General features: G+C 34.1%; 10 protein-coding genes. 6 read left to right on the forward strand and 4 right to left on the reverse strand.

Annotated features, from left to right (window positions below; translation table 11 throughout):
* The first annotated feature begins 151 nt into the window (after nt 1-151).
* The gene (locus tag IPP08_03435; GenBank protein QQS67897.1) at nt 152-355 is read left to right on the forward strand and encodes a hypothetical protein; all 204 of its coding nucleotides are present in this window, start codon (nt 152-154) and stop codon (nt 353-355) included.
* Here the strand turns inward: IPP08_03435 and IPP08_03440 are convergent.
* Nucleotides 307-633 (reverse strand): helix-turn-helix domain-containing protein, encoded by a 327-nt coding sequence (locus IPP08_03440; GenBank protein QQS67237.1) that lies wholly within the window; start codon nt 631-633, stop codon nt 307-309. The two genes, IPP08_03435 and IPP08_03440, sit on opposite strands and share 49 nt — an antisense overlap.
* Before the next feature lie 346 nt (nt 634-979).
* Between IPP08_03440 and IPP08_03445 the strand changes: the two genes are divergently transcribed.
* The 4 genes from IPP08_03445 (at nt 980) to IPP08_03460 (ending at nt 9,661) form a co-directional block, all read left to right on the forward strand.
* Nucleotides 980-4,270 carry a hypothetical protein gene (locus IPP08_03445; protein QQS67238.1) on the forward strand — a complete coding sequence of 1,097 codons (3,291 nt, stop codon included), beginning with the start codon at nt 980-982 and terminating at the stop codon, nt 4,268-4,270.
* 22 nt (nt 4,271-4,292) lie between these two features.
* A complete protein-coding gene (locus IPP08_03450; protein ID QQS67239.1) occupies nt 4,293-4,691 on the forward strand; it encodes a hypothetical protein in 399 nt (132 codons plus the stop codon).
* A gap of 299 nt (nt 4,692-4,990) precedes the next feature.
* The gene (locus IPP08_03455) at nt 4,991-5,695 is read left to right on the forward strand and encodes a hypothetical protein (protein QQS67240.1); all 705 of its coding nucleotides are present in this window, start codon (nt 4,991-4,993) and stop codon (nt 5,693-5,695) included.
* A gap of 93 nt (nt 5,696-5,788) precedes the next feature.
* On the forward strand, nt 5,789-9,661 hold the full coding sequence (locus IPP08_03460; protein QQS67241.1) for a choice-of-anchor D domain-containing protein: 3,873 nt from the start codon (nt 5,789-5,791) through the stop codon (nt 9,659-9,661).
* Between the two features lie 194 nt (nt 9,662-9,855).
* Here IPP08_03460 and IPP08_03465 read toward each other — a convergent pair whose 3' ends face one another.
* Nucleotides 9,856-10,467 carry a class I SAM-dependent methyltransferase gene (locus tag IPP08_03465; protein ID QQS67242.1) on the reverse strand — a complete coding sequence of 204 codons (612 nt, stop codon included), beginning with the start codon at nt 10,465-10,467 and terminating at the stop codon, nt 9,856-9,858.
* Nucleotides 10,382-10,624, reverse strand: a complete 243-nt coding sequence (locus tag IPP08_03470; GenBank protein ID QQS67243.1) for a hypothetical protein — start codon at nt 10,622-10,624, stop codon at nt 10,382-10,384. The genes IPP08_03465 and IPP08_03470 overlap by 86 nt, the downstream gene beginning before the upstream one ends.
* A 354-nt stretch (nt 10,625-10,978) precedes the next feature.
* Between IPP08_03470 and IPP08_03475 the strand changes: the two genes are divergently transcribed.
* Nucleotides 10,979-12,433 (forward strand): alginate lyase family protein, encoded by a 1,455-nt coding sequence (locus IPP08_03475; protein ID QQS67244.1) that lies wholly within the window; start codon nt 10,979-10,981, stop codon nt 12,431-12,433.
* Between the two features lie 127 nt (nt 12,434-12,560).
* Here IPP08_03475 and IPP08_03480 read toward each other — a convergent pair whose 3' ends face one another.
* Complete coding sequence (locus tag IPP08_03480; protein ID QQS67245.1) at nt 12,561-13,265, reverse strand: T9SS type A sorting domain-containing protein; 705 nt, start codon at nt 13,263-13,265, stop codon at nt 12,561-12,563.
* Nucleotides 13,266-13,277 lie beyond the last annotated feature (12 nt).

Below are 13,277 nucleotides of genomic sequence, written 5' to 3' on the forward strand. Positions count from 1 at the left end.
TAACTTTTCAAGTTAAGAAATGGAAAATTTAATGGAAAATTTTGCGGATTTATATAGTGATTATTTGATTACATATAGTTCATATACCACACCAACAGGTTTGGGATCATTGTTGTCCGTCAAGCATGACAAAATTACCCGAGCATTATATATGGAGGATTATGACAGCAAATTTGTGTGGCAAACAGGAAAAGTATATGTTCAAGAATTGACACAATCCGAAGAATTGATAACCTTAACTTTTGATGTTTCGATAGAAGAAAAACGATATACAGACGAGAGTGAATTGAATTGTTGTCACTTTGATTATGTTTTTGGAAGGTCTGTAAAAGGAGTGAATTTTTTACAGCTTTGATAGAGGTTGGAGGGATGCGATTGCCAGTTGGGGTTGAGTTTGTAAAAAAAGATTTGTGGGAATTCGAATATTTTAGTAAGTTCGCTAATGTATTTGAGCAGGCTGTAGTCCTTTGCATTTTCTAAATTACCATAAGTTGTGCGGCAGACATCAAGTTCTTTGGCTACAAATTCCTGCGTATAACTTTTCTCTAAGCGTTGCTCTTTTATTTTATACACAAATTTCATTTTTAGAAGTGTTGTTAAAAAGTGATAATATTTTTTTGTCAAACTTAACAATAATATTTTTGAACATTTCTTCTGAATGTTTAAAATATTACACAACAATTTTAATTTTTTTATACACCAGCCATATACCACGAAATCTATAGTTTGTTAGGTTTGTAGCGTTGTAAAAATGAAATTGAATAGTTGGTTCGTTCTTTGTTCACAGAAAAAAATATTACCGAATCACAATCGATAAAAACCCACGATTGTCTTCATTTTTCACATCAAATTCGTTTTGAATTTATTAGCTCCGAATGGTTTTAATTTTAAAACCATATCGGGAAATCCCTTAACCAATAATTTTTTTACAATGAAAAAAATTAATCTTTCCATCAGAGCCAAAGCAATTGTTTTGCTAATGCTCATTCAGTTTTCTTATGGTTCTTATGCACAGTCCCCGCCTGCTTGGATATCCTCACCCGCGGACAATGCTACAAATGTTCAATTGTTACCGACAATAACAATCAGAACACACACGGCAATTGATTCAAGCCGGGTAACTTGGCAATACCCCAACTTGGCTAACTCAGTAAACCAAAACCCTGTGCCACAGACGTTACAGGTAATTCCAAGAATCTTATCAGATAGTTTAGCAGACTCTTTGCATAAGTATTTATCAGTTCCCGGCAAATATGTTTTAGTGGATGACACGACATTGAAATTCACTCCATCAATTCCGCTAATCCCTTCAATGGAGTATGTGGCGGTCATTAAAAACTTGTGGGTTGGTTCTGGTGGAATTACCACAGGACCTCAAACATATTTTAATGCCTCCGGTTATGTTGTGAGTTTTAAAACTATTCCGAGTGTTCATAAATTACTTTTTTCATCATTGCCACAGAATGGATATATTAAATGCAGTGATAGTATAAAACTTGTGTTCAACAGGAAAATAAATTCTTTGACAACTCCATTAGGCAATTTGGTAAAATTTAAGAAATTAGATAGTTCAAATATTGATGCAAATTCAATTACACATCATTTCTATTCAGATGTAACTGTCCCCATTTGGATAGGTGGTATAGATAGCAATACCATATTTGTCAAACCTGGGCCAGCTTTAGAAAACTCATCATTGACAATGACAGTTTATACTGACTATCTAAACGGCGATAGCACCACACGCAAAGAATATGCCGTTCATAAGAAAGATGCTTTCAAATTAAACATGAATATAAGTGCGCCTGCTGGCTCTGATAGCAATAGGATTTGGGGTTTGATATCTATTCCAAAAGGGGATAATTATTTTATCTCTGGCGAACAGGTTACGCTTTCTGCGGCGGAGAATGATTCCGTATATTCGTTTGTAAAATGGCTTTGCCCTGAGAACCCCGCTATTAACAACTCTACCGAATCAGTAGTAAAATTTTCTTATGGGTGCAGTGAATTAAGGGATATAAAAATTACGGCGGTTTATAAAAAATTTGATTCGATTGAAGTAGTTGTTTCAGCACCAACCAACGGGCAGATAAAAGTGTTTAATAGTAGCTTGGCTCTGTTAGGTGGTGCTGGAAATTATAAAATTGCGCCGAATGAGCAAATCCAGTTAGTCTCAATCCCAGATTCTAATTATGAACATTTTGGTTGGATAACTAATGATGCACCCCTAAACTCAATGATAGGCTCGGGTTCCCCTCCGATTGACAACACGCTAAAGATACAGAACAAGGGGAAATATGGTAATCTTATTGAAGTAACATCTGATATTGACCCAGGGCTTCCAAAGGCTAAGCAATATTGTGCTTCTTTAAGTTTTGAGTGGTTGATTGATGAAGGATGTAAAAGTGTAAATAGCCTACCAGGTTTTGGGAATGTTACATTAGAGACTGATGACCCGTTTGCATCAATCCCTATCAATATTGATTTAACTGGAACTTGTTATCAAATTGAGGGTATAATGAATAATGGTGTCCCAACCCAGTTTACACCACCTGTTCAAGTTTTGCTTAGCAGTGTTCCAGTTGGGCGTGCCCCCAACTGCAATAGTGTAGTAGTGTTTATTAGCAGAGTAAAATGCAAATTTGATTTGACCACTTACTTAAATAATAGAAAAGCTAGTGAAATTGGCTATAAAAAAGAGGTAGATGGTAGTGGTCATTTGACGGATGTTACTGTAAAGATCTACCATAAATGTGGCGAAAGAAGAGAATTAATAGGTTACTCCGGCTATGCAAACCAGCAGAATACATCTGTAACTAACATGATATATGATATAAGGCGCGGGATAGAAGTAGCTTACATTGAACTACCTTGTGGCGAAGAAATTGAACTTGAGGCAGTAAAAGATATTCGTGAGGAGGGTTTTAATTTCTCACACTGGAGTTACGGCTCACCTATGACAAAGTATGTGCGCCCCTCACCCCCAGAAACTCCTACTTTTTCGTTTGTGTTAGATAGAGATAAAAGTGCTATTGCCATTTTTAGAGAGGAGTTCAGGCTCAGAAAAATAGGTTTCTACCAAAACAATGCTATACCCTGGAGCGGTGGGGATGTAAGTTGGTATTCAACAAAGATACTCAATGCATTATCTAAAGCTGGTGAAATGCCGGAGGACATAAACATATACTTAACTGCTATAGAGATGAATACTTATGCACCTGTTGGTGAAACCCCTAATGTTCAAACTAATTGGGTTAGATATGGGACAGAAATTCAATATCAATTTAATGAACCTGTAAATAAGAGTTCTATATCTGAAACCAATTGGTGGCGTTTGTATTGTATGGATGAAAGTTTGAGGTTTGATATAGGTTATAGCGGCTCGCAAAAAGTAATTTATACACCTAAGAGCCAATACTTAACTTGGTCTAATGAAGATAAAAGAGTAACGCAAAAACTACTAACAACTGAATCAAACCCAAGGATTGGTAATGGTGCAGAATATGGGATTTCGTATATGGAAAAATTTAGAATAAGAACAGAAGGGATTACAAACCTGAGTGGAGAACATATATGGAACCCAGGGACGTATTATGCAGAAACAGAGATGCCGGGGGTTAATTTATTTCTTCATTCAGTAAGACCAACAGCAACTTCAGGAGATGGTCCATTAGAAGCATATACATTGTATGATGCTGGAATCAGAGATGTAGTAAGCGGTTCAAGTTATGCGCTTGATGGAAAGGTACCAGAGTGGTGTTATGATGAGATAAAAGCAGGAAGCAAATTGGTTTATAATAAAAAAATGATTTCAAAAGACAAATTATCACGAACCGATTTAGTAACGGCAGATATCTCTTCTTTCGACTTTGATGGGACAGATGATTTTTGTAGTGATACATCTTTGCAGATCAGAATATGGAAGAATTACGGTGATGGATTTGAAAAAGTTTGGGATAAAATAATGAAAACTGAAATCGATGACAAAGTTAAGAAGAAATTAAAAGATAGAGATCCGGAAATCATTCTTTTTGCATTAATAGGAGTTATTATTACTCTTCTGGGATATCTCGTTATAGGATTTATTGTTTCCCTTATAGCATGGATACTCTCCTGGTTTTACCACCAGACAGACTTTTTAGGAACTAACAATTTTATCTTTTCAAAATCCGACTGGTTTGGGGCAAATCCAAGTTCAGTGAATAGAAGTAATAATAATATTGTGGAACATGAAGTCAAAACATTATTAAAAGTAAATCAAATACCTTAAGAAATAAATTTAATTAAAAAATATGAAACATATAATAAAAAGAGTTTTACTTATATTCTCGATTATAGGTTCTTCTTTTACAATGTCAAAAGCATCTACCACAGAGGTTCAACCTTATGGTGGCGAAAATTGTGCAAGAACTTTTACAGCAAAATGGGATTCTACAAGGTTCCAGGGACATATAGAAATATGGCTTTGGAATGCACAAACAGGGTGGTGGTATTGCATATCTGAAATGACCCCTGCCACAGCAGAGTCTTTCACAATCAACTTACCTAATACTATACCAGATGGAAATATGTATAGAATAATGATTCAAGACTTCACAAATCATTCTAACAAAGTGTTAAGCGAAGGTTTTTTCACTATTTATACACCAATTTACTCACCTCCAAATGGCAATGGTGGGGTAATAAATTAACAGTTATTTCAAATAGCCCCTCCGATCAAAATATTTAAATTTAGAGGGGCTTGATTTTTTTTGAATTAGCATAAAAAAGAATCATTTTATATTTGTTGGGGTATTAGTTTGGTGTTTGGTGTTGGATACATAGTTTATAATCTTATGACTATGGTGAATGTTTCGGATAAATTCAGCATAAACTTTAATTAAAATATGATTATACTATTATTAATATTTTTAGCAAATCGTCTGAATGTTACTTGAAAAATTTAAACAATTATTACTATTTAACAATTTTTATTTCTCCATTAAATATCATGAAAAATTTTCTATTAATTATTCCATTATTTTTTATCTGTGCTAATCTTGCAAGCTCTCAAACCCGCATGCAGACATATATCACAACTGATTCAGGACAACAACGTGGGGTAATTACAAAGGCTGAGCAAGATAGCATTGTGCTACGCTATAAAACCGAGAAAGGAGATAGTAGCATAAAAACTTTTCATGTTTCACAAATTAAATTTATGGAGACAACAGAATATGTTCCTACTTCATATTACTCTCTAGGCATTGTTATTGGCTCACCCGGCATATTCAATTTAAGTGGTGGGTATTTGAGTGAAAGAATTGGTGGACGACTTACTGCTGGTTTTGGACCGAGTAATTATGGATTTGCCCTGGATATTACCAATACATTTTATAACAGAAAACATACTTCAATAACATCTTTTCTTCGTGGTCAATATGAATATCTAAAAGAATATGACAGCACTATAACCACCTTCGATTCAACTTTTAAAACTGAACATAAATACACAATTTTTCAAGGTCCGAGCATATTGTTTGGATTAGATTTAAACTACTATGGTTTTTATATTGGGTATGGGTTTGGTTATGGTAAGAATTCTTTCTTTAGTCGCAACTTTGAAAGAGATGCAAATGATAAACTTTACATTGATCCAAACAAATGGGGATTTGCCTTAGTAGCAAACTTGGGGTATGTGTATGAATTTAAGTGATAGATAAAAACAAGCTGCAAAACATTGATGAAGAAAATTTTAGAATTTATGGCTGATAACCTGAGAACTAACAACATTATGTCTTATACTTAAATGAGCATTAAAAATAAATATGACCCAAATTTTAAATGGCTATTACCTAATGTGTCATATAACATTTCTATGAAAACTTTTTTTCTTCTTTTCCTATTTATTTTTTCTTCGCAGCTGCAAGCCCAATCAATCGCTTTATTTGATATTGATTCCACTTATTTCCCTGTTATCAAGGGGAAATTTTACGTAAACCCACAAGCAAATTACGCCATAGATGATTTTAGAATTGTGGAAAACGGAATACAGAGAAAAATTTTAAAAATTGACTGCCCAACACCTAAAAAAGCAAAAACCACCTCTGTTGTTATTAGTTGTGATGTGTCAGCTTCGATTCATTGGATAAATACAATGAAGTATTATGTTGCATTTAATGACAAATATATATCCTCATACATATTCAACCCATCTGAGTTTTCGTTGCAGATGTGTGATGATACTCCAGTATTGTTGACCGATTTTGTAAAGAACAGAGATAAAGCATATTTGGCAGCAAGAGGCTTACAAGAAGGAGATAATAACGATTTTTATGCACAACTTCTAAACTCCCCAAATGGTGCGTTAAGAATAGCCAGCTATGGCTTAGAAAAAAGATATGTAATACTGCTAACCGATGGTGCTTGGTATCCTATGCCTAAACCAGAGATAGATGAATGTATTGATGTATGTAGGAGGTTAGGAATAACATTTTATGCAGGTGTTTTGTATGATAACATAGAATACAAGGGTTGGATTTCTGAATCATTAGACGAAATAGCAAAAGCAACTGGTGGAAAGTTGTATATGGGTTATGGTTCAAAAGAAAAAGCGGAGGAACTTGCCTTTAAAATACAGGGTGAAATTCAAGGAGTAAAGCCATGCGAAATAGAGTGGTTAAGCGGCGAAGACTGTACCCAACGCCGTGAGGTAACAATAGAGGTAGTAGGTAAAAACTTAAAAACGAACACATGGTTCACCGCGCCCAAAACGCTTGCCCCGGAGATTATAACAAATCCAGTTACTTTGAGTTTTTATAATATTGCTCCGCCACAAATTCAAGAAAAAGAAATTACAATAACAGCACAAAATATGAGAGTGCAGGTAAGTAAAATAAAATTAAGTAATAATAGTTTTGAAATTGTAAGTGGTAATGCCCCTTTTGCGTTGAATGTTGGGGAAAGCCGTAAAATGATAGTTAGATTTATTCCAAAGGATTCATCATATACAACTTGCAGGTTTGACTTTGAAAGCAATGCCTGCCAAAAACCGAGTTTTTATGCTGTTGGTGGGTTCAGAGGTGTGCGCCCAACAAAGCCCGATTTGAGAATTACATTTCCAAATGGTGGTGAAAAACTTGGTGTGGGTGAAATTAGAGATATTAAATGGTCTGGTATTCCAGTTGAAGATAGCGTAGGTTTAGAGTTCAGCATTGACTCAGGAAAAAATTGGAACAGCATCACAAAAGGTGTAAATGGTGAAAGTTATAGTTGGTTGGTGCCAAACAGCCCAAGTAATAGCTGTGTTGTTAAGGTAACACAGTTATTAAAAGAGGAGGATAAGACAAGATCTATTTTTCCTTTCACAAGTGAGATTCTGAGATATAGCCCAGACGGGAACAAATTAATTGGTAGCGACAGTGGCAGGGTTTTTATTTACGACCTGATAACGCTCACAAAAAAATTAATTATGCCTTTTGATAAAGCCCACCAATTTGACTCTGGCGAACTACCTGATATCAAAGATGCCTTAATCACAAATGACGGAAATTATATTGTAGTGGCAAGCAGTAATGACTGGGGGCGCAGAGTAGAGATACGTTCGGCCAAGAGTGGAGATTTGATTAAATACTGGTATTATCCTACTTGGGATGGATATACTCGTGAGCCAGATACGGCGGACTTTACAGCAGAAAAACTTTACAATATCGGAGATAGTGTATTTGCAGTTGGGATTAATAATTACGGTTCAATTGGTGTGTGGAATGTGTTTAGTGGTATAACGGTTTCGAAAATAAGAACCAGTAATTTTAATAATAATTTTATTTTATCGCCAAATGGCTCGTTGCTTTGTCTGTTTAATGAGGGAACTAATGATACCCTTATTATGTTTGACGTAAAGAAAAGGGATACTCTTTACACCAAAATTTCTTCTAAGTGGGAGGGACATCGCCCTTTAGCCTTTTCACCTGATTCAAAAAAAATTCTTTCAATGAATACAAATAACCTATTTATGGCAGATGTAATCAACTTTAATATAACTGCTCAGACAAAAAAATTAAGTAATGGAATAATAAAAGCTAATTTCAGTCCAGATGGGGCAATAATTGCTGTGAGTGAAGGTGAGTTTTATTCAAGGACGATTCCAACACTATATAATCCTAACGACCTTTCATATTTGAACAAAAGCGTAATGAAAACTTTTGGTGTATGGCATGAGACCTCAATCTATGATGTTCAGTTTTCACCTGATAGTAAGTGGCTGGCTGGGCTTGATATAGATTCAAGGCTTAATCTATGGAATTTAGATGATACACCAATTCAATATGATCTATCAGATTCGTTATGGTCAATTGTTACCCCCACCGCTGTTACAATTCAAGATATTGATATGGGGAAAGTATTAATTGGTAGTAAAAAAGATTCCCTTGTTACTGCATTTATTCAAAATAATTCCGGAGTAATTGTTAAAATAAATTCCGTATCAATTAATGGTAGTAACCCTTCGGAATTCCTTGCGGTAACTGCCAAAGAAGGCTTTGAACTTGGGGTGAATGAGACTCGTTCAATAGAGTTCAGGTTTTCCCCAACAACACAAGGTTTACGTTCAGCACAAATAAATTTCACAATGCAAAGTGGTGTGTTATCAACTCACATCTACGGCGAGGGTGTAGCACCAGTAATTTCTATACCAACTAAAGTAATAGATTTTGGTGCGGTTGAATTATATGATAAAAAAGATACAACAATTGTAACATCAATAAAAAACATTGGGACAGCACCACTTGTATTTAATTCACTCACAAATAATGGAATTGATAATGTGCAGTTCAAACTAATAAGTGATAGCACAGAATTTATACTCTCACCAAACGAAATGAAAACTTTACAATTGCGTTTTTCACCTGTAAGCATTGGCAGAACAAATGGGGCAATAAGTATTAATTACTTGGGCATTGGTTCTCCTGCTAAAATTTATTTGTATGGTCAGGGGCTTGGTGGCACAGTTAGCACCCCACATGATTCGGGTGCGCCAAATGATAAAAAATATATTCCATTGTTGCTCAAAGGGGCAAGAAATTATTTAATTAAAAATGGGAACACAAAATTTCGTGCAGAGCTAAGTTATGATAATTCAGTATTATTTGCAAGTGAATTTAGTGCAACCAAGTTAGATATTGGGTTAAGAAAAATTACAATAGAAAAACAATGGGACGGGTTAAGCGATACCTTAGCAAAAATACCAATAACTGTCTGCTTGGGTAACAAAGATTTCACAGAGATAAAGATTGAAAAATTTAATTGGTTAGATGCAAACTCAACTCCAATTAATTATGAGGTTCCGACATATAATGGTAGCTTTAAAGTGCTGAATATATGCGCTTCTGGTGGCACAAGAAGGTTTATATCAAACAATGGAAATTTATTTTTAAAGGTTATTGAATCAGGTATAGATAACAAAAAAATCAATATAGAATTTGGAATAATTGAAGACGGGAGAACTAAAATATATCTTACAAATTCAATAGGAGAAATGGTCTCAATTGTGTTAGATGAAGAACTAAAAAACGGAACTTATAATTTGAGCGATATACTACCAAAAGGGTTATCAAGTGGGTTTTACAATTGCATACTTCAAACTGCAAACCATTTGCTAAACTGTAAAATTATTATTCGTTAATACATACGCAAGCCCTAAAGTGTTATGGGGGTTCTATAAAGAAAAACAACCTAAAAGTTTTGGTTGTGCTACATTGCTGCTATAAGCATTAATTGCTTGGGTGTTGGCTCACCAGTAAAATTTAGATGTATGGTCAGGGGCTTGGTGTACTATCAACCCGCATAAAATAATGGCTACACATCTATTGAACTTTTTTATCTCATAATTGCAATATGCAAAAATGGTGTTATATCATCAAATAGCGACCTTTTTATGCGGTTTATAGGGCTTTTAGGGTTAAAAATAATTTTGGTTTTGAACTCTGATAAATTATTTAATTGATGATGAAAATATTTATCTTTCATTGCTGAATTATATTTATTGAAATATTTTTCGCTCCTAAATTTTGCTGATAAGATTTCTTCGTTTGTATAAAATGGGGTATCAATTATATGAATCTCACCATCAATTTTTAATAATGATAAAAGTTTATTTACCAACAATTTAATGTCAGGAAAATATTGCACCGAACATGAAAGAAGTATATAATCAAAAATATTCTCATGAAGGCAATCATCAAATATATCCATATAAGCGAACTTTATGTTTGGCAGATTAAATACATTATTTGCTTGAGTAAGTTCATACTTGTTAATGTCAATTCCTAACACATAACCTCCGTTAAATGCAGTTGCTATGAGATTTGCAAGCCAACCATTGCCACAACCCAAATCAAGCAATTTAAAGTTTTGATTTTTTTTTTCTAATGTAACTAATAAAATTATCAGCAGATTTTTTTCTGATATTCCATTCCTTAAAATGGACATTGTTTTGTTCAACATTAGGTAGCATCAAAAGTTCCGAATCTGGGTAAACCCTTCCTTCAACTTTGCGTAATATAATATATTCATTCTCAAAATCGCTTTCAGATGAATAAAATTTTAGCTTACCAACTTCTTTAATATTTTCTTTTTTGAAATACATTTTTATTTGGAGTAATTTACAAAAAAAATAATTGTTACTCACTCAAAAGTATGGTGTCATGGAGCATAATTGCTTTTACTGAGCTAAATCAGAAAACAAAATCTCTTAAAAAAATAGTCTTGCAATTATCAAAATTAAATAATATTTTATATCGAATACCTTGGTTTGTTCCCATGCTCTTTTCGCTGTATTTAATTTTAATTTGTGTTAATTATTTTTCGTTCAAACCTGATATAAATTTCTTGTTGGTAAAACAAAATTTAGTCAATTATATCCCTTGGCGTAGTGCCTTTTATGTTCATGTATTTGCTGGTATCTTGGTGATGGCAACTGGTATATTCCGAGCAAGATTTTATGCGGCGTACAGAGGATTGGCAAAAAAATATTCCAGTTGATGAAGGGGTTAATTGGGCAATGCCAATGGAGGTTGCCATTCGCGGATATTGGCTTACAATGGGCTTTGGTTTGTTCCATGGCGCGCCAAATATTTCAAGCCAATGGTGGGCAAATTACCTGAAATTAGTTTATGCACATGGAGAACATTTAATAAATAATTTGGAATATTTCCCGAACCTTACAAACCATTATATCTCAAATTGCTTTGGGCTAATTGTATTAGGAAGTATTTTTTATGAAGAGACTCAAGGCAAGCATTGGTTTGGTGGAGGATACAAAAGATTGCTCACCGAAATTGAAAATCAGGTATTGGAAGATGGAGTTCATTACGAACTTTCGGTATGTTATCATAGGTTAGTTCTGGAGATGTTCTTAATTTCATCAATGCTCTGTAAGCAAGCTGGTAAGCTATTTCCAGAGTGGGCAATGAATAAAATTGAAAAAATGTCGGAGTTCCTAAATGATTATGTCCATTGTAGTGATATTGCCCCACAGTTTGGTGATAGTGATGATGGAATAATTCTGCGAACCACCAACGACCAAAATATTTATGACCATTCTGACACGCTGGCTCTTGCTGGTGTTATTTTCAAGCGAGAAGATTTTATATTAAATTGCAAAAAAATTTCTCTAAGTGCAATGATAATTACTGGCACAGAAGGGTACGAATTTTTCCGTTCTGTTAAGAAGAAAATCACAAATAGTAATACCACAAATAAAAATTCAATAAAAGTATATAAAAATGGAGGATTCATAATTTTACAAAACGAAAACTATAAAGTGATAATTGATCTTGGGGTAATTGGTTTGCATGGAAATAATGATTCATTGAGCTTTGCTTTATACACAAAAAATGATGCCATAATTGTTGATACAGGAACATACCGCTATACCTCTGAACCCACACTGCGCAATGCTTTGCGTTCTTCACTTAGCCATAATGCTATAACAGTTGATAACAAAGAGATTGCAGAATTTGATGGATTATGGAGAGTGAAAAAAGAGATTAAAAAACCTATTTTTAAAATACTTAATGATGATGTAAATAATATGGAAGTTGAAGCGGAGCATTTTGCCTATAACAATTTAGGAGTGAAATATAAGCGTTCATTTTGTTTAAGTAAAAATAGTTTGGTTGTAATAGACAAAGTTTATACTAAAGAAAAGCATAAAGTATCCCTTAAGTTTATGTTTGATAAAAACTGTAATGCAAGCCTTGATAGGGCTTACAAGGATATTGTGAATATCCATACAAGTATTGGTAAACTAAATTTTGAATCTTCAGAAAAATTTGTGGTAACAGATTCGTGGTATTCGCCGAGCTATGGGGTTGCGGTTTCTACAAAAGTAATTGAGATAAATAATACCATTGAAAATGATGTTCAGATGAAGTATATTTTTAAAATGTTGTAAGTTGTTAGGTGTAACCATATAAATGCTGTTCTATGCGGCTTATAGGCTGTTTGTTAGTAAATAAAATAGCCACTTCAAATTAATATCGAAGTGGCTATTTTATTATTAGATATTCTTAGTTCTCCGCCTACCTTTGCACCACAAATTTTTCTGTTCGCTTTTCTGTTCCTGTTTCTACTGTATAAAAATAATTAACGTTTTCTGTAAGCAACGTGTTGTAATAAATTGAATTTTCTCCTGCTGGAAAATTATCTACATCTAAAGCAGTATAAATTTTCTCACCTTTTGCATTATAGATAACTATCTTAATTGATGATGGTTTCTTCAAAGAAAATTTTATGTTTACTGTATCACGAGCAGGATTTGGGTAAGGTGGTAAGTTCATTGAAATTTGATTCCCATTATTCACATCTCCTATTGGACCATTTGGGCAGTATAGCATTTTAAAATAACATTTATCATCCTTGGTTAACTTTTCACGAGTTGGCGGATATGATACACTTGCATTCATAACACCATAACCACGTTCACTGCCTGGGCAATCTTCAAAATGAAACAGTCCAAATGTATGACCTATTTCATGCTGTATGACGGGTATCAAATTATTATGTCCGCTATTATCCACCTTCCACTGACCGCGTCTTTCTTCAGCTACAATTGATGCATTTACTCTAATTAAAGGTCTGTTCGCATCATTACATGGCGCACTTTCAGTTCCACAACCAATAGGAGGTGCATCTGCTATAACTTTCTTTAAGTCCTTATCATCAAAATCTTCCGATCTATAAATAAACTTAATTTTTGGGCAGCATTTTTTGTCGGGTATGGGCATATTCTCAAACCC

Source organism: Chlorobiota bacterium (genome assembly GCA_016700335.1).
Taxonomy (GTDB): Bacteria; Bacteroidota; Ignavibacteria; order OLB7; family OLB7.